The sequence below is a fragment of the Cytobacillus firmus genome (assembly GCF_023612095.1).
GTDB lineage: Bacteria > Bacillota > Bacilli > Bacillales > Cytobacillaceae > Cytobacillus.
Genome location: NZ_CP086235.1, coordinates 371,879 through 389,340 on the forward strand (window position 1 = coordinate 371,879; position 17,462 = coordinate 389,340).

Consider the following 17,462-nt stretch of genomic DNA (forward strand, 5'->3'; position numbering starts at 1 on the left):
ACTTTCAGCTATACTATAATTAGAATGTTATGGAGCAACGTCTGTAAATAAATTTAACTATACTCCGCTGGGAAATGCCCCGCGGTTATTGGATAAAAAATTGAGGTGAATGGCTGTGTTTGATCGTCTTCAATCTGTCGAGGACCGTTATGAAAGATTAAATGAACTTTTGAGCGATCCGGAAATTGTCAATGATCCGAAAAAGCTTCGCGAATATTCTAAAGAACAGTCCGGTATTCAGGAAACTGTTGACACATACCGCGAATATAAAGAAGTGAAAGAGCAGTATCAGGATGCGCGTGCCATGCTTGAAGAGAAGCTCGATGCAGAAATGCGCGAAATGGTTAAAGAAGAGTTAGGTGAGCTTGAGGAAAGAAAAGAGGATCTGGAAGCGCGTCTGAAAATCCTTCTTATTCCAAAAGACCCGAATGATGATAAAAACGTTATTATGGAAATCCGCGGTGCTGCCGGCGGCGATGAGGCTGCCTTATTTGCAGGTGACCTATACCGCATGTACAGCCGCTTTGCCGAGACACAGGGCTGGAAGATTGATGTCATTGAAACCAGCTCAACGGGTGTAGGCGGATATAAGGAAATCATCTTCATGATCAACGGAAATGGTGCATTTTCCAAGCTTAAGTTTGAAAATGGCGCACACCGTGTTCAGCGTGTACCGGAAACTGAATCCGGCGGGCGCATCCACACTTCTACGGCAACGGTTGCGGTTCTTCCGGAAGCAGAAGAAGTGGAAATTGACATTCATGAAAAAGATATCCGTGTGGATACATTTGCTTCAAGCGGACCGGGCGGACAGAGTGTTAATACGACAATGTCAGCTGTTCGTCTGACTCACTTGCCGACAATGACGGTTGTATCCTGCCAGGATGAAAAGTCACAAATCAAGAATAAAGAAAAAGCGATGAAGGTTCTTCGTGCCCGTGTTTATGATAAGTTCCAGCGGGAAGCGCAGGCTGAATATGACCAGCAGCGTAAATCGGCAGTTGGTACCGGAGACCGCTCTGAGCGTATCCGTACGTACAACTTCCCGCAAAACCGTGTAACCGATCACCGCATCGGCTTAACGATCCAAAAGCTTGATCAGATCCTTCAAGGCAAGCTTGATGAGGTTATTGACGCGCTGATCGTGGAAGAGCAATCTGCCAAGCTGGACAGTGCATCCAATGAGTAATTCAACAATGAAAGTATATGAAGCCCTCAACTGGGCTTCTTCTTTTTAAAGAAGACCAATCGTGATGAGAATGCCGGTGAACTGCTATTGCAGCATTTTATGAAGATGAGCAGGGCAAGCTTTCTGGCTAATCTGCGTGAAGACTTGCATCCGGAAATTCTGGCTGAATTCCAGGGAGCTGTGCAGGCACACGCAGCGGGCCAGCCTGTTCAGTATATTATCGGCTCTGAGGAATTCTACGGACGCACCTTCCAGGTGAATGAAGATGTCCTTATTCCAAGGCCGGAAACAGAAGAATTGGTTTATAACGCTCTGCAGAAGATAAACAAGCTGTTTGGCACCGCAACTGGGCTTGAAATGGCGGACATCGGCACCGGAAGCGGAGCGATTGCTGTTACGATGAAGCTCGAGAAACCGGAATTAGCTGTCACGGCCACAGATATCTATGGGCCGACTCTTGAGCTTGCTCAAAAAAATGCAGAACAGAATGGCGCAGAAATCGAATTTTTCCAGGGAGATCTTCTCCAGCCTCTTATCTCAGAAGGGAAGAAGTTCGATATCATTCTATCAAACCCTCCGTATATACCGGAAAGGGACATCGAATGGATGTCAGATGTAGTCACTAAGCATGAGCCGCATCGTGCCCTCTTTGCAGGGGAAGAGGGGCTGGATTTGTACCAGCGCTTTATGGCAGAGCTGCCAGCTGTCATCAAGGACCATGCTCTCATCGGCTTCGAGGTAGGAGCCGGCCAAAGTGCAGCAGTTTCTGCACTCCTGCAAAAGACTTTTCCACAGGCCAATATCGAAACCTTCTATGATATTAACGGCAAAGACCGGATGGTTTTTGCAGAAATCGGGTGACAGGCACCACCCGAATTTTGTCGAATAAATAAAATTGATAGAAACTAGAAAAATATTAATTTTAATAGTTTAAGATTCTGCCATCCTGTCCACACTGTGGATAGTGAAGGGATGGTGGCGTAAATGATGAACACAAAGACGATTGTGAAATTATATGTACTGATTTTATCCTTAGGAACTATATTAAGTTTATATATACCGCAAACAGAAGTGACAGCAGATGAACCGATGGTCATACCAAATGAGGCTATCAGGCTGCGCATTCTGGCCAATAGCGATAATGAAGAGGACCAGGCGGTTAAAAGAAAAGTAAGGGACGCTGTAAATGCAGAAATCACAGAGTGGGTGGCAGAGCTGACTTCCATCGAAGATGCCCGCGAACTGATCCAGTCCAGATTGCCTGAGATTCAGAAGATTGCCGAACAAGTAGTTGCTGAAGAAGGGGCGAATCAAAGTGTAAATGCCGACTTTGGAAAAGTCAGCTTCCCAACGAAATTATACGGACAATTCTTATATCCTGCTGGCGAATACGAAGCAATCTTAATCACTCTTGGCGAAGGAAAAGGCGCCAACTGGTGGTGCGTGCTATTCCCTCCGCTATGCTTCCTTGACTTCTCAAACGGTGTAGCTGTAAGCGAAGGATTTGAAGAAGGGGAAAATAAGGGAGTAGTACAAGCAGAAGAAATCGCGGCTGACACAGACTCCGAAAAAGAAACTCCTCCGGTTTATACTGAGGAAGATGAAGAACCAGTAGAAGTAAAGTTCTTTTTAGTAGAAATTTGGGAAAAGATCTTTGGTTAAGCCCTGCTGCAGAGCAGGGTTTTTCCTTTTACGGTGAGTAAATGGGTGTGCCTAGAGTCGGCTTCGGACAGTGGTAGCCGGAAAAGGGGATTCAGAGTCAGAACCTGGGTCAACTTCAGACATAGAAGCGGGAAAAAGGGCAGGCAGAGTCAGAACCCCGTCCCAAATCCCACCCCTTTTTAGAATCATTTTAAAAAATGGAAATCAAATTACAATTAAGACAACCATATAACATCTTTCTTTCATGCGTTTGATTCTCCCAAAAACGGATATTTAAAGGAGTGTAGCAACAAAACACAAACAAAAAAAGGAGATGAAAGATTATGGCTAAAAACAACAATAATAACAACGATAAAATGTCTCGTGAGGAACGAGGACGCATGGGCGGGGAAGCAACAAGCCGCAACCATGATAAGGAATTCTATCAGGAAATCGGCTCCAAAGGCGGAGAAGCAACAGCTGATAACCATGACAAGGACTTCTATCAGGAAATCGGAAAAAAAGGCGGAGAAGCGACAGCTGAAAATCATGATAGTGACTTCTATCAGGAGATTGGCCAAAAAGGCGGAGAAGCAACAGCTGAAAGCCATGACAAGGAATTCTACCAGGAAATAGGCAAAAAGGGCGGAGAAGCAACTAGTGAAAATCATGACCGCGATTTCTACGAAGAAATCGGCCGAAAAGGCGGCAACTCGAACGACTAAACCTGCCGCAGAAAAAATGTATATGATAGTAATATAAACACGGCAGCCGCATCAGACAGCTGCCGTGTTTTATGTTTAAATCATAGTGTTTCGTCAGGGTGCTTCCGTTTTTCCGAAAATCTAGTTCTACTTTTTCTATTTTTTCATATTCATAGAGTGAAAATAAGAAAATGGGGTGAAGAAATGGAAACAGGTGTAGTGAGATGTGCTCATGCTTCAGATGTGGAGAATCTGGCATCATTTCTGGAATCGGCAAACTTAAGTACGGACGGGATAAAGGAAGCAATTGAATATTTTTTAATTATGGAGAATGATTCCGGGGATATTAAGGCTACCCTGGGAATTGAACCCCATGGAAAGGCCGGTCTTTTAAGATCGCTTGTGATGACATCCACAGCAACTGAAAAAGATTTATTTATTTTGTTTGAGCAAATATTAATGCTGGCCAGGGATCGGGGCATGGAGGCTTTGTATCTTGCATCCAATAAACGAAATTCGCTTGCCTTTTTCAGCCTGCTTGGTTTTAAAGAGGAAGAAACAGCACACTTGCCGGAAGTATTATTCGAATCAGAGCATGTTAAACACATCCTGACTGTGGATAACTCTTTCTTTTTAAAATTATCCATGTGAATTGTGGGTATCTTGCCAAAGTTATACACAAATCCGTCTTATTTATACACAATTTGTGGATAAGACTTGAGTTATCCAGCTTCTTCTACTATACTTTCCAAAGGAATGTTCAAAAAATGTCGAAAACATAGGAATTTTGACAGCAAAAAAACATTTTTTATGAAGGTGGATAACAATGATTACAAAAAGATGGTCGGTGGATAACAGTGTGGATAAAGAAGATAGTTATTCACAGTGTTCACAGGCTGCCGATCTGCTGAGAGATAATGAAGTGGTCGCTTTTCCAACAGAAACCGTATATGGATTAGGCGGAAATGCGAAAAATGATGTAGCAGTCAAAAAAATATTCGAGGCAAAAGGACGTCCGAGTGATAATCCCCTGATTATCCACATTGCTGACAGAGCTCAGCTGGACGCTTTTATAACGGAAGTTCCGCAAAAGGCGCAGACGCTGATGGAACAATTTTGGCCGGGACCGCTTACGCTTATTTTTACTCATAAGGAGGGCGTTCTTTCCGAATATGCCACAGCAGGTTTATCCACAGTGGCTGTGAGAATGCCGGATCATCCGGTTGCCCTTGCGCTGTTGAAGAAAACAGGTCTGCCCATTGCAGCTCCAAGTGCGAACCGGTCCGGAAGGCCAAGTCCGACAACAGCTGACCATGTCTGGGAAGATCTGAATGGAAGAATTGCCGGATTAGTGGACGGAGGTCCGACTGGTGTTGGTGTGGAATCAACCGTTGTGGATTGTACGGGAGAAGTGCCGGTTATCCTAAGGCCGGGCGGCATTACAAGAGAGCAGCTGGAAGAGGTTGTGGGAGAGATCAGTGTTGACCCGGCATTAACGGATGAAAGCCAGGCGCCGAAATCACCGGGTATGAAGTACCGTCACTATGCACCGGATGCACCTCTTTATTTAGTAGAAGGAACAAGAGAGGATATCCAGCAATTTGTTGATGATAAGAAGCAGGAAGGTCTTTCAGTTGGCGTTCTGACGACAGTGGAAAACCGGGAATTCTATCATGCTGACTATGTGTATGCCTGCGGACAGCGGGAAAAGCTTGAGACCGTGGCAAGCTCTCTCTATGAAGCGTTAAGATATTTCAATACAACAGATGCTGATGTTATATTCTGTGAGATGTTTCCGGGGGAAGGCGTCGGACATGCCATCATGAACCGCCTGATGAAGGCAGCTGGACACAGGGTCATTAGCAGATAATAAAGAAACCGTTTCGTCAGGAAGCGGTTTTTTGTTTTGTAAAAAGGCAATGGGATTCTAAATCCTCCTGGACGTGCATATGCTGAATTAGCAAGTCCAAGGGGGCGGAAAAATGTCTGCAATGATTGGAGAAATTTTAACACTGGCTTTAATGGCATTCGCATTGGGGATGGATGCCTTTTCAGTAGGTCTTGGCATGGGGATGTACAAACTCCGCCTCAGACAAATAGCTAAAATCGGCATTACCATTGGACTTTTTCATGTATGGATGCCTTTATTGGGAATGATAGCAGGCAGATTCCTTTCCAATACATTTGGAGCCATTGCCGGATATGCCGGCGGGGGACTGCTCCTTTTATTAGGCGTGCAGATGATTTGGTCAAGCTTCAGGGATGAAGAAGACAGCTTAATTACGCCAGTGGGCATGGGGCTGCTGATTTTTGCACTGGGCGTCAGCCTAGATAGTTTTTCAGTCGGCCTAAGCCTTGGAATCTATGGAGCAAAAACATTCCTGGTGCTCGTCTTCTTCGGAGCCGGGGCGACCATCTTAACATGGGCAGGTCTCCTCACCGGCAGAAAAGTCCAAAGCTGGATCGGCACCTACAGCGAAGCCCTCGGTGGCGCCATCCTCCTCGCTTTTGGGGTCAAGCTTTTAATAGGGTGACAGGCACCGCCCGAATTTTGTCGAATGGACCCCGGTGTTTAAATGTTAATATTTTGTGAAAAATGAAAAGGGTGCAGGCTGCCCTTTTTCTTTTTTTGCTTGGGAGCTATAGGTGTTATAGGAAAATTGTCTTATAATGTAAGGAAAGTTTGGATAAAGTTTATTAAGTTTAAACCGATATAAAAGGAGGGAGAGATTCTATGGCAAATGTATTATTTGTTTGTACGGGAAATACGTGCAGAAGCCCAATGGCAGAAGCCATTTTGAAAAGCAGATCGATTCCCGGTGTGGAAGTGAAGTCGGCTGGCGTATTTGCAGCAGACGGCAGTGAGGCATCCGCAAATACAAAAAGTGTGCTGGAGGAGCACGGAATTCCGCTTCAGCATCAGTCATCCAGTATGAGTGAAGATTTAATAGACTGGTCGACCTATATTTTGACGATGACAGCCGGCCACAAAAATACGGTTCTGTCCATGTTTCCTGGCGCCGAGGGCAAAACCTTCACATTAAAAGAGTTTGCCGGAGCTGCGGGAGATGTTATCGATCCTTATGGGGGGCCGGTTGAGATATATAGAAGCACATTTAAAGATCTGACCGAAGCGATTGAACAAATTTTGGATCGCATCAAGAGAGCAGATTAATCAGGGGGACAATATAATGGGGGAGAAAAAGGGCTATAAATTCGGCCTTAGAAAAAAGCTCGTATTATTCATCACATCGCTGGCCATCATTACATACACGACAAGTGCTGTATTTCTTTACTTTTTATTTCCAAGCATTGATGAGATGCTTCCATTTGGAGAAGCTGTTTTTACTTTTTTAACCTTAGCAATGGGTATTTTCTGGTCAGGTGTACTAGCCTTTTTTGCTGCAGGCTTTATCACCAAACCATTGCAGAAGCTTGAAAAAACGGCCCTCATGGCTGCCAATGGCGATATCGGCCAGGATGCAGAGCTTTCCAAGTCGGATGATGAGATCCGTTCATTAGGGATTGCATTCAATCATATGCTTTTCAATTTAAGGGATATGGTTCATAAAATTGATGAGAACTTCAAAGAAACGAATGAAAAAGTCATTGCCATGTCTTCCGAGTCCTCAGCAGCTGCAGAGCAGGCAGATGCGATTGCCAGAACCATCAGCGAGATTTCCCAGGGAGCAGACAGTTCTGCCGTTTCCATTCAGTCAACAGCTGAATCCATGGAAGATGTTCTGCGCATCGCCCAGGAAGTCCAGGATACAGCAAAAGCTTCACAAAATGTTTCCGGTGAAATGGTTCAGGACCTGATGGAATCAAAGAAGGTAATCCATTCACTTATTTCCGGCATAGAAAAACTGGCCCAGGATAATGAGGAATCACTTCAGACAGTAAAGCGCCTTGAGCAAAATGCTGTAAAGGTAGAACAGATCATACAGCTTGTCGGTGACATTGCCGCACAGACGAACCTTCTAGCTTTAAATGCCTCAATTGAAGCGGCCCGTGCGGGGGACCATGGCAAAGGGTTTGCTGTGGTAGCTGAAGAAGTGCGGAAGCTTGCAGATGAGAGTGCTAAGGCAGTCCAGGGCATCTCGGAGCTGATACAGAACATACAGGAAGAGGTCCGCAATGTTGTTACGCAAATCTCTTATCAGGTGGAGACTGCTAATAATGAAGTGAAAAAAGGCACGAAAACAAATGAAGTGATAGAAGAAATGGCGAAAGTGGTCAATGAAATGGCTGCTTCAGTGTCTGCCATTTCAGGATTGGTGGATAATCAGATGGAAGGCATTCAGCATACATCCACCCAATCTCAGGAAGTCGCAGCCATTGCGGAAGAAACATCAGCAGGCGCACAGGAGGTTTCAGCTGCCACTCAGCAACAGACAGCTGTCATCGGCAATGTGGAAAAGCTCGCCATCGAGCTAAAAGAGCAGGCCGAAAAATTAAATAGCACTATTACTAAATTTAAACTATAAGGGAGCCCAAATTGCGGCTCCCTTTCTTTATATTTTCAGGGTTTTGTGTCAAAATAAGAGCATAATGTCAAAATAAAGCGGCTTCAAACTGGAGGGTTTCATTATGAAAATTGCAATCGCATCAGACCATGGCGGACTTAATCTCCGCGAAGAAATAAAAGGCTTAATGGATGAAATGGGCATTGAATATGAAGATTTCGGCTGTGAGTGCGAAACTTCAGTAGATTATCCGGATTATGCATTGCCAGTTGCCGAAAAGGTTGCAGGCGGTGAATTCGATAAAGGCATTCTGATATGCGGAACTGGAATTGGCATGAGCATCTCAGCCAACAAAGTAAAGGGAATCCGCTGTGCACTGGTGCATGATGTATTCAGTGCAAAAGCAACCCGTGAACATAATGACAGCAATATCCTTGCGATGGGTGAACGAGTAATTGGCCCCGGCCTGGCCCGTGAAATTGCAAAAGTTTGGCTTTCAACAGATTTTGAAGGCGGCCGCCATGAAAACCGTGTCGGAAAGATTACTGCTTACGAAACGAAGTAAACTTTCGAAAGGGTGAGCTTTTTGATCGATCAATGGAAAAAAGAATTGGATACCATCATTCGTGAATTTAGCGAACAAGTACCTCTAAATGAAAAGCATATTCTTGCCGTGGGCTGCAGCACAAGTGAAGTCGCCGGGAAACGAATAGGCACAGCCGGAACGGAACAAGTGGCTGAAATGATTTTTGAGCGTCTGGACAAGCTTCGCCAGGACACCGGGGCTGCTCTGGCTTTTCAATGCTGTGAGCATTTGAACAGGGCATTAGTCGTTGAGCGGGCCGTTGCCGAGGCAAAAAATCTGGATGAAGTCGCCGTTATCCCTCACCGCAAGGCCGGCGGCGCGATGGCGACATACGCCTATGAACACTTCAAAGATCCTGTTATGGTCGAGATTATCAAGGCAGATGCCGGCATTGATATCGGCGACACACTGATCGGCATGCACCTGAAGCATGTAGCTGTTCCAATCCGAACCTCCCAAAAATCAGTCGGCGAGGCGCACGTCACCATGGCTAAAACCAGGCCGAAACTCATCGGCGGGGCCCGGGCGATTTACGAACGGAACGCTGAGAATGAATCCTGCAGATGATTTAATAATAAACTGCTGCCCCAATCGCCTGGTGATTGGGACTGGGTGACAGGTACCTATACCACTTCAGCAAAGTGGTATAGGTGCCTGTCACCTTTTTTATATAATCTGTAACATTCAAGAAGGAAGAACGTGTAAATAGTGCAGCTTTTAGTGAGAAAGGGGGAGAAGCCGTTGAAGGAGAGAAGGCGGGATCGGCTGGATGATTTATATCGGCATTATGCCAGACCGCTTTATTACTATTTATATAAGATGTCAGGCTCTAAGGAAACAGCTGAAGATCTAACGCAGGAAACGTTCATTAAGGCAACGGTTTCTCTCTCTTTCTACAAACAGGAAGATGTAAGGGCATGGCTTTTTAAGGTAGCCAGGAATGCTTATTTGGATGAATGGCGGAAACGGCAGAGGAGAAATAAGATTCCTTTTGCCGGCTATTTATTTTCAAAGGGAGAAATGACCAGCCCATACGGATTGCCTGAGGATTCAGCATTAAAGAAAGAATCGAAGGAAAAAGTCGCAGACCTTATGGATTGCCTGCCGGAACAGTACCGTTCCATTTTATATTTAAGAGAATTCGAGTCTTTCAGCTACAGCGAGATTCAGGAAACGCTGGACCTGTCTGAAAATCAAGTAAAGGTGACACTGCATCGGGCCCGGAAAAAGCTGGCACAGCTTGCCGATGAACAATGGAGGGATGAAACATGACTGACTGGAACAAAGACCGCGAAAAGAAAATCATGGCTAGATACCGGTTTACCTTAACATTCAGAGTGGTTAAAGTGCTCGCTGCCTGCTTGTTTTTCTTCTGGGCCTATATGATGGCCGTAAATATACTGTCAGACGCTGCCAATAGTGAAAGAAAGCATGCTTTTTACAGCAAGGTGGCACTGGATTGGAAGCACCCAAACATGCATGAGGATTTCGGAGGCATAATGAATAAAGAAGTAACTCCATTTCTGACACAGAAAATTTCCTATCCGATCGCACGGAAAATTGGCCGGGAGTATCAGACAATTGGAGAGGTGAAGGTTGAGAAAAGGCTATTAAATTCATATTCCACCTTGAGTATTCAGGAGTTTCAGCCGCAAAATGAAACCATTTACCGTTTTTCCCTGCCTGAAAATCCGAATAGCGGAAAAAGGCTGGCAGCTGAAGGGGAACCTGCGGTCTGGACTTCTCTTGAAAAAATACACGAGGGGACCGTGGCGGAATTGGCATTTTCCACCCAGTCATTCATGAAGCCGGAAGAACTGCTGGAGCTTTTAAAGCCATATGACCTCGAAGTCCTTTGGATGCCGCTCTATACAGGAGAACTGAAAGAATTTAAGACAGGTTACGGCAGCGGAGGAAATTCAATCGAATTAACTTCCATATATGGTCTGGCCGGGGGAAGGGAAGCAGGCGATGATTATATGTCTGAATCAAAATTAACCCTTAATGAGGAATCAATGGATGAAAATAAAAAGATGATGCTGAAACAGATGGAGGGTCTCTTAAAAAATGAATCTCAAAGCTATTATGAGAACTTCCTCGGCCTTGACCATCTGAAAGAACGTCATCAATACTTGAAGAAAAATGGATTCATTGTCTATGGGGCCGTGGTTACCGGGCCGGTAAAAGAACTATTAAAACTTAAAAAAGAAAAACAAATCCGTGCCCCATACCTTGGGGAGATGGATTATTGGAACTGGGATTAAAAGGACGGTGACAGGTACCTATACCACTTCAGCAAACTGGTATAGGTACCTGTCACTTTTATAAAAAACATGCTAAAATAAAAAAGAATTTTCACAAAAAGATCGATACATAGAAAGGGCAAGCCCGCAGAGGCTGGCCTTCATTAAAAGTGTGTTGGAGAAAAGGGAGGATTCTTATGAAGCATTTAGCACAGCAGGATGAGCAGGTTTTCAAGTCGATTCAGGAAGAATTAGGACGCCAGAGATCAAAGATTGAATTAATCGCTTCTGAAAACTTTGTCAGTGAAGCGGTAATGGAAGCACAGGGTTCTGTTTTAACAAACAAGTATGCTGAAGGCTATCCTGGCCGCCGCTATTATGGCGGATGTGAGCATGTGGATGTCGTCGAAGATTTAGCCCGTGACCGTGCGAAAGAAATTTTCGGTGCAGAGCATGTGAACGTGCAGCCGCATTCAGGTGCACAGGCAAACATGGCCGTATACTTCACTGTGTTAGAGCAGGGAGACACGGTTCTTGGCATGAATCTATCCCATGGCGGACATTTAACGCACGGCAGCCCTGTTAACTTCAGCGGTGTGCAGTACAATTTTGTTGAATATGGTGTGGATAAAGAAACACACCGCATTGATTACGAAGATGTCCTTGAAAAAGCCCGCGCGTCTAAGCCGAAATTAATTGTAGCGGGTGCAAGTGCCTATCCGCGTGAAATTGACTTCAAGCGTTTCCGTGAAATTGCCGATGAAGTCGGTGCCATGCTGATGGTTGATATGGCTCACATTGCAGGCCTTGTAGCTGCTGGTCTTCATCAGAATCCGGTTCCGTTCGCGGACTTTGTTACAACTACTACTCATAAGACATTGCGCGGACCGCGCGGCGGCATGATTCTCTGCAAAGAAGAATATGCGAAGAAAATTGATAAATCCATTTTCCCTGGAATCCAGGGCGGCCCTTTAATGCACGTCATTGCGGCAAAAGCGGTTGCCTTCGGCGAAGCGCTTCAGGATGACTTCAAAACCTATGCAGGCAATATCATTTCGAATGCTAAAAAGCTGGCTGAAGCATTAAAGGCTGAAGGAATTGACCTTGTATCACAGGGTACAGACAACCATCTGCTGCTGGTTGACCTCCGTTCCCTTGGCCTGACAGGGAAAGTAGCTGAGAAAGTACTTGATGAGGTCGGCATTACAGTCAACAAAAACACCATTCCATTCGATCCGGAAAGCCCATTTGTCACAAGCGGCGTCCGCATCGGTACAGCGGCTGTTACGTCCCGCGGATTTGGCGAAAAAGAAATGAAGGAAATTGCATCCATCATTGCCTTCACACTTAAAAATCATGAAGATGAAGGGAAGCTTCAAGAAGCGGCTCAGCGCGTCGAAGCCCTAACAGGCAGCTTCACTTTATATCCTGAATATTAATCAATCAGCCGGTCTCAGCTAGAGGCCGGCTTTTATGTGGTAATATAAGAAAATTTTGGACTTTGCGAAACTGTTTAGCTCCCGGTTCTAAGCCAATCCTTCCATGTCGCCAATAAACGCTCGACTTCCGCTTTTGCTTGCTTTTTGGAAATAATATATCGCGATATGTTGATAACTTTGTGGATTAATTTATCTACGTCTAGCTTCAGCGCCTACCCCCTCGAGGTCACAAGACGAGCCTCCCAAAAGGCAAAGAACGCCTTCCGGGAGGCTCGTCTTGTGCTTGTCGGGGGTGAACGAGGCGCTTCCGCTTTTGCTGTAATAATGACTTTTCTTTTACAAATACGAATCATAGTTGCCGATGGAATTGTTTTTCTGTAAAATTAGACGAAGTGTGGTTCGACTAATCTGCATAATGAAAAGGAGAGATACTCATGGCAAAGGTTTACGTTTTTGATCATCCATTAATTCAGCATAAGCTTACATACATTCGTGAAAAGAGTACGGGAACAAAGGAATTCCGCGAGCTTGTCGATGAAGTGGCAACACTGATGGCATTCGAAATTACCCGTGATATGCCTTTAGAAGAAATTTCTATCGATACACCAGTCAGCACGATGAAGTCTAATGTTCTTGCAGGAAAGAAGCTGGGAATCATCCCAATTCTGCGCGCAGGTATTGGAATGGTTGACGGCATCCTGAAACTGATTCCAGCTGCAAAAGTGGGCCATATCGGCTTATACCGCGACCCGGAAACCCTGCAGCCGGTTGAATATTATGTAAAGCTTCCAAGTGATGTGGAAGAAAGAGATTTCATCGTCGTTGACCCTATGCTTGCAACGGGCGGTTCTGCGATTGAAGCCATCCACTCTCTCAAAAAGCGCGGAGGCAAAAACATTAAATTCATGTGCCTGATTGCCGCTCCTGAAGGCGTAGAAGCTGTGAAAGAAGCTCACCCTGACGTTGACATTTACATTGCAGCATTAGATGAAAAATTGAACGAAAAAGGCTATATCGTCCCTGGTTTGGGCGATGCAGGCGACCGTTTATTCGGAACAAAATAACATCAGCAGCAGCGAACAGACAAAAAGATTGAAAACATCTTTTAATAAAGGAAGGTGCTCTGATTGGATCGTCCGATTAAAGTAATGACGATTTTCGGGACAAGGCCTGAAGCCATTAAAATGGCACCCCTTGTTCTTGAACTTCAAAAACACCCTGAGTATTTTGAATCGATTGTGACCGTGACGGCACAGCATCGTGAAATGCTTGATCAGGTATTAAATATTTTTAAGGTCACACCCGATTATGACCTGAATATCATGAAAGACCGCCAGACACTGGTAGACGTGACTACACGCGGACTTGAAGGTCTTGATAAGATCATGAAGGAAGTAAAGCCGGATATCGTGCTTGTTCACGGTGATACCACTACAACGTTTATTGCAAGCCTTGTCTCTTTCTATAACCAGATTGTCGTCGGCCATGTGGAAGCGGGACTGCGCACATGGAATAAATACTCTCCATTCCCTGAGGAAATGAACCGTCAGCTTACAGGTGTCATGGCTGATCTGCACTTCTCGCCAACATCGAAGTCAGCGGAAAACCTCTTAAATGAGAATAAAAAGAACGAAAGTATTTTCATCACTGGAAACACGGCAATCGATGCGCTTAAAACTACGGTTAAAGACACGTATCACCATGAAGTCCTGGAGAAAATCGGCGATGACCGCCTTGTGCTACTGACTGCACACCGCCGTGAAAACCTGGGAGAACCGATGCGCAACATGTTCAAGGCTATTAAAAGGCTGGTGGAAGAACAGAAAGACATACAAGTCGTATATCCCGTTCATATGAATCCTGCTGTACGGGAGATCGCATCAGAAATCCTTGGCAGTGATAGCCGCATTAATCTGATTGAGCCGCTTGACGTTATTGATTTCCATAACTTTGCCTCAAGAGCTCATCTGATTCTGACCGATTCAGGCGGAGTTCAGGAAGAAGCACCATCACTTGGTGTGCCTGTCCTTGTTCTGCGAGATACAACGGAAAGGCCTGAAGGAATTGAAGCAGGAACCCTTAAGCTTGCCGGCATTGAGGAACAGCCAATTTTCGAACTGGCAACGGAGCTTCTGACTGATGGGGCAGCCTATGAAAAAATGGCTAAAGCTGTAAACCCATATGGAGACGGAAATGCTTCCAGAAGAATTTGCGATGCCATCCGCTACCATTTTAAACAGACGAATGATCGTCCGGAAGAATATAAACCGCAAAACTAATCGAATTGCACCTCTTTTAAAAAGAGGTGCATTTTCTGTTCCTTTTTCAAAAAGGGGAGGGGAGAAGCGGGCCCCATTATTTGAAAAACATCATGGTTGATATGTTGGTGGGTGGATGGTTGAAGATGAACCGGGAAATCTATTTAATTTTTATGTTAAAAGTCTCTTTCCCCGCCACGCTGGAAAAGTTATGATAGAGTATAGAAGAAATGAAAGATAGATTTGAACACGGTTAACATGTTGATGGTTGGATGGTTATTTGCAAAATGTTAATATATCAACGTTTCTAAAGAGTTTAGAGTGATCAAATGACGTATTCATGGTTAAAGAAATGGCGGCAGAAATGACATCATTTATCGCGGAAAATGACCATGGTGGTTTTGTTGGCGGTTAGGTGGTTAGTCATGGGTAGTGCCCGGCGGGAACTGGGTGATCGGCAAGATACCAAGAAAGGTGCTGAAGGACGTTGGCAAATCAGTATTTGACAATGAAGGAGCTTAAAGAGGCACTTCCGGACATACCTGAGAATAGCTTAAAGCGTTATTTGCAGGAGCATGCAGAATACATAAATTATCGGAAGGAACATAATCGCTATAAAATCCAGGCTTCCGAAATTGAAAAGCTTAAATTTATCCGTAAATTATATTCAGATGGGCTGAAAAAAGAGGAAGTCACAGCAAAGCTTGAGGATGCAGGAATTCCGGTTATCATTACAGTGGAGGATGAGGAAGAAAGCAGCTCCACCTCACTTATGAATGTGAATTCCGAACTGACAGATATGAAGAAGTTGGTCAGTTTTCTCGTGCAGCAAAACGAGCAATCCCGTCTTACCCAGAATAAAATCAGAGAACAAAACAAGCAGCTGATACATGAGGTGCACGAGCTCAAACTCACTATTGAAGATTTAAGAAATGCCCATGCACAAGGCTATGAAAAAGAGAGCGAAAAAGTTACTACTCTTTATGAAAAACTGATGGCGACACAACAGTCTGTAGAAGAAGTAGCCGGTGCATTAGAGGCTGAAAAAAGCAAAAGCATCTGGCAGAAGATATTTGGAAAGTAAAAGAATGCCCAAATTGCAAGATTAACGTTTAGACTGCTGTCTGCGGGGTATTGGCATATTGATTTTATATACCCGGGAGGTCGAATAAATGAGAGCTTTAGCCGTTTTAGAAGGAGCATTGATTGTCTGGATCATTATGCTTGTAGGTTCATTAATGGGAACCTTCATGTCTGAAGGTTTTATCGCCCTGGTATTTAAGCTGGCAGAAGGAAAAGGAATCCTGCTTACAGTATTACTGATAATAGCGACCCTAGCGGATATGTGGAGAGATAAAAAGCGGGACCATCTAATTCAAAAAGGAAAACTGGAACCGAATCAGCTGTTTTAATACATAAAGGGACAAAGCCATCATTCATTTGATGGTTTTTTTATAATCTGAAAGTACCATTTTCTGAAAATACTAAAAACTGTATTGATAATCAATTAAAAGATAGATAGTATTAATTATACAGAATATTGTATATTGATCAGTTTTTGAAAAGGAGATGAAGTTTTGAAAAGATTAAGGTTATTGTTAATCGTACTCGCATTAGTCTTAAGTTCTGCAGCTTTTTCTGGAAATATCGTTAATGCCAAAGAAAGGCCCGGGCAGAAATTAAGCCATGCCCATCCGAAAAAGGCAGGCTTTGATACGGAGAAATTGAAGGGTATTGATAAAGCCGTTACGGAGGCTATTGAGGATGGTGTTACACCGGGTGCGGTGGTTCTTGTAGCCAAGGATGGAAAGATTGTCAAAGAGGAAGCGTACGGATATGCACAAAAGTATGATATGGGGGAATTGCTCGAGAACCCCAGAAAAATGAAAAAGAAAACAATGTTCGACCTTGCTTCCGTTACGAAGGTGATGGGAACCACCCAGGGCATTATGAAACTTGTCAGTGACGGGCAACTTTCAGTCAATGACAGGGTATCAGATTTTATACCAGAGTTTGCCCAGCATGGAAAAGAAGATATTACAGTAGCTGACCTGCTGACACACACCTCAGGACTGACTCCCTGGAAGCCGACATACCTTTACGCTGATAATTCGGAAGAGGTTCTGAATTATATAAATAAGCTGCCGCTTGAATATCCGACTGGCACGGACAGAAGATATAGCGATTTTAGCTTTATGATGCTGGGTTTTTTAATCGAAGAGATCAGTGGACAGAAATTGGATAAATACTTAGAAGAAAACATTTATAAACCATTAAAAATGAATGATACGATGTTTACACCACCTGACCATTTCAAGAAAAAGATTGCGGCTACCTCATGGGGAAATCTTTATGAGTATAAAATGATTGATGACCCTAATTTCGGGTACTATGTTGAAGAAAGCCCGGACATGTTTAAAAACTGGAGAAATTACACCTTAGTTGGAGAAGTTAATGATGGAAATAGCTTCTATGGCAATAAAGGGGTTGCGGGCCATGCGGGTTTATTTTCAACAGCAAGGGATCTTGCCGTACTGGGCCAGACCATGTTAAATGGCGGAACATATGGAAAAACAAAAATGTATAATAAAGAAGTAATTGATATCTTTACCTCTCCTCAGCGCTTTGGCCAGGGATATGGCTGGGAGCTGAATAAGAGCTGGTATATGGGAGAACATTATTCTGACAAAGCCTTTGGGCATACTGGCTTTACCGGAACGCAGGTTATTTTTGATCCAGAGGAAAACCTGCAGATTATTCTGCTGACGAACAAACAAAACAATGGACCTTTGCCAAGCGGATCATACCGAAGCACAGGCGCTCTTTCTAAAGAAGTCGCCAATATTGTTTATGAATCCTTGAACTAGCCGTAATATTATATTGATTTACGCATACAAGGCATCTATTCAGCCCACCCTAAAACAAAAAGAGGGTGG

Annotated in this window: 18 protein-coding genes and 1 pseudogene; all 19 read left to right on the plus strand. The window is 44.2% G+C overall.

The features are described 5' to 3' along the window. Window positions 1–115: 115 nt before the first annotated feature. The 19 genes and pseudogenes from prfA (at window position 116) to LLY41_RS02040 (ending at window position 17,393) form a co-directional block, all read left to right on the plus strand. Window positions 116–1,189, plus strand: a complete 1,074-nt coding sequence (prfA, locus tag LLY41_RS01950; protein ID WP_095243216.1) for a peptide chain release factor 1 — start codon at window positions 116–118, stop codon at window positions 1,187–1,189. A gap of 7 nt (window positions 1,190–1,196) precedes the next feature. Next, window positions 1,197–2,050 (plus strand): annotated as a pseudogene (prmC, locus tag LLY41_RS01955) (peptide chain release factor N(5)-glutamine methyltransferase). Window positions 2,051–2,176: 126 nt separating this feature from the next. Then, window positions 2,177–2,851, plus strand: coding sequence for a stage II sporulation protein R (spoIIR, locus tag LLY41_RS01960; protein ID WP_179288958.1), 675 nt, complete (start codon window positions 2,177–2,179; stop codon window positions 2,849–2,851). A gap of 323 nt (window positions 2,852–3,174) precedes the next feature. Continuing rightward, complete coding sequence (locus tag LLY41_RS01965; protein WP_095243219.1) at window positions 3,175–3,555, plus strand: KGG domain-containing protein; 381 nt, start codon at window positions 3,175–3,177, stop codon at window positions 3,553–3,555. 183 nt (window positions 3,556–3,738) lie between these two features. Next, window positions 3,739–4,185, plus strand: coding sequence for a GNAT family N-acetyltransferase (locus LLY41_RS01970; RefSeq protein ID WP_095243220.1), 447 nt, complete (start codon window positions 3,739–3,741; stop codon window positions 4,183–4,185). A 175-nt stretch (window positions 4,186–4,360) separates the two neighbouring features. After that, window positions 4,361–5,404: an L-threonylcarbamoyladenylate synthase gene (locus LLY41_RS01975; protein WP_304586765.1), complete on the plus strand. Its 1,044-nt coding sequence runs from the start codon at window positions 4,361–4,363 to the stop codon at window positions 5,402–5,404. Between the two features lie 112 nt (window positions 5,405–5,516). Continuing rightward, window positions 5,517–6,068 carry a manganese efflux pump MntP gene (locus tag LLY41_RS01980; RefSeq protein ID WP_304586766.1) on the plus strand — a complete coding sequence of 184 codons (552 nt, stop codon included), beginning with the start codon at window positions 5,517–5,519 and terminating at the stop codon, window positions 6,066–6,068. 200 nt (window positions 6,069–6,268) lie between these two features. Beyond that, window positions 6,269–6,709: a low molecular weight protein arginine phosphatase gene (locus tag LLY41_RS01985; RefSeq protein ID WP_304586767.1), complete on the plus strand. Its 441-nt coding sequence runs from the start codon at window positions 6,269–6,271 to the stop codon at window positions 6,707–6,709. A gap of 16 nt (window positions 6,710–6,725) precedes the next feature. Then, entirely contained in the window at window positions 6,726–8,021 is a 1,296-nt protein-coding gene (locus tag LLY41_RS01990) for a methyl-accepting chemotaxis protein (protein ID WP_304586768.1), read from the plus strand. Between the two features lie 103 nt (window positions 8,022–8,124). Next, on the plus strand, window positions 8,125–8,565 hold the full coding sequence (gene rpiB / locus LLY41_RS01995) for a ribose 5-phosphate isomerase B (protein ID WP_095243225.1): 441 nt from the start codon (window positions 8,125–8,127) through the stop codon (window positions 8,563–8,565). 21 nt (window positions 8,566–8,586) lie between these two features. After that, entirely contained in the window at window positions 8,587–9,153 is a 567-nt protein-coding gene (locus tag LLY41_RS02000; RefSeq protein WP_370460192.1) for a TIGR01440 family protein, read from the plus strand. Between the two features lie 174 nt (window positions 9,154–9,327). Continuing rightward, entirely contained in the window at window positions 9,328–9,858 is a 531-nt protein-coding gene (locus tag LLY41_RS02005) for a sigma-70 family RNA polymerase sigma factor (protein WP_304586770.1), read from the plus strand. Next, window positions 9,855–10,850, plus strand: a complete 996-nt coding sequence (locus LLY41_RS02010; protein WP_304586771.1) for an anti-sigma factor — start codon at window positions 9,855–9,857, stop codon at window positions 10,848–10,850. Before LLY41_RS02005 ends, LLY41_RS02010 begins: the two co-directional genes overlap by 4 nt. Before the next feature lie 176 nt (window positions 10,851–11,026). After that, window positions 11,027–12,268, plus strand: a complete 1,242-nt coding sequence (gene glyA / locus LLY41_RS02015; RefSeq protein ID WP_095243229.1) for a serine hydroxymethyltransferase — start codon at window positions 11,027–11,029, stop codon at window positions 12,266–12,268. A 434-nt stretch (window positions 12,269–12,702) separates the two neighbouring features. Further along, window positions 12,703–13,332 (plus strand): uracil phosphoribosyltransferase, encoded by a 630-nt coding sequence (gene upp / locus LLY41_RS02020; protein ID WP_095243230.1) that lies wholly within the window; start codon window positions 12,703–12,705, stop codon window positions 13,330–13,332. 84 nt (window positions 13,333–13,416) lie between these two features. Further along, window positions 13,417–14,547 carry a non-hydrolyzing UDP-N-acetylglucosamine 2-epimerase gene (gene wecB / locus LLY41_RS02025; protein WP_370460311.1) on the plus strand — a complete coding sequence of 377 codons (1,131 nt, stop codon included), beginning with the start codon at window positions 13,417–13,419 and terminating at the stop codon, window positions 14,545–14,547. A gap of 466 nt (window positions 14,548–15,013) precedes the next feature. Continuing rightward, window positions 15,014–15,610 (plus strand): hypothetical protein, encoded by a 597-nt coding sequence (locus tag LLY41_RS02030; RefSeq protein WP_095243232.1) that lies wholly within the window; start codon window positions 15,014–15,016, stop codon window positions 15,608–15,610. An 88-nt stretch (window positions 15,611–15,698) separates the two neighbouring features. Further along, the gene (locus tag LLY41_RS02035; RefSeq protein WP_095243233.1) at window positions 15,699–15,938 is read left to right on the plus strand and encodes a hypothetical protein; all 240 of its coding nucleotides are present in this window, start codon (window positions 15,699–15,701) and stop codon (window positions 15,936–15,938) included. Between the two features lie 165 nt (window positions 15,939–16,103). Further along, window positions 16,104–17,393, plus strand: a complete 1,290-nt coding sequence (locus LLY41_RS02040; protein ID WP_304586773.1) for a serine hydrolase — start codon at window positions 16,104–16,106, stop codon at window positions 17,391–17,393. The last annotated feature ends 69 nt before the right edge of the window (window positions 17,394–17,462 follow it).

Excerpts from the sequence above, each read along its gene's own strand:
- spoIIR (WP_179288958.1), top strand. The coding sequence starts at position 2,177 with ATGAACACAAAGACGATTGTGAAATTATATGTACTGATTTTATCCTTA.
- LLY41_RS01965 (WP_095243219.1), top strand. The coding sequence starts at position 3,175 with ATGGCTAAAAACAACAATAATAACAACGATAAAATGTCTCGTGAGGAA.
- LLY41_RS01970 (WP_095243220.1), top strand. The coding sequence starts at position 3,739 with ATGGAAACAGGTGTAGTGAGATGTGCTCATGCTTCAGATGTGGAGAAT.
- LLY41_RS01975 (WP_304586765.1), top strand. The coding sequence starts at position 4,361 with ATGATTACAAAAAGATGGTCGGTGGATAACAGTGTGGATAAAGAAGAT.
- LLY41_RS01980 (WP_304586766.1), top strand. The coding sequence starts at position 5,517 with ATGTCTGCAATGATTGGAGAAATTTTAACACTGGCTTTAATGGCATTC.
- LLY41_RS01985 (WP_304586767.1), top strand. The coding sequence starts at position 6,269 with ATGGCAAATGTATTATTTGTTTGTACGGGAAATACGTGCAGAAGCCCA.
- LLY41_RS01990 (WP_304586768.1), top strand. The coding sequence starts at position 6,726 with ATGGGGGAGAAAAAGGGCTATAAATTCGGCCTTAGAAAAAAGCTCGTA.
- rpiB (WP_095243225.1), top strand. The coding sequence starts at position 8,125 with ATGAAAATTGCAATCGCATCAGACCATGGCGGACTTAATCTCCGCGAA.
- LLY41_RS02010 (WP_304586771.1), top strand. The coding sequence starts at position 9,855 with ATGACTGACTGGAACAAAGACCGCGAAAAGAAAATCATGGCTAGATAC.
- glyA (WP_095243229.1), top strand. The coding sequence starts at position 11,027 with ATGAAGCATTTAGCACAGCAGGATGAGCAGGTTTTCAAGTCGATTCAG.
- upp (WP_095243230.1), top strand. The coding sequence starts at position 12,703 with ATGGCAAAGGTTTACGTTTTTGATCATCCATTAATTCAGCATAAGCTT.
- wecB (WP_370460311.1), top strand. The coding sequence starts at position 13,417 with ATGACGATTTTCGGGACAAGGCCTGAAGCCATTAAAATGGCACCCCTT.
- LLY41_RS02035 (WP_095243233.1), top strand. The coding sequence starts at position 15,699 with ATGAGAGCTTTAGCCGTTTTAGAAGGAGCATTGATTGTCTGGATCATT.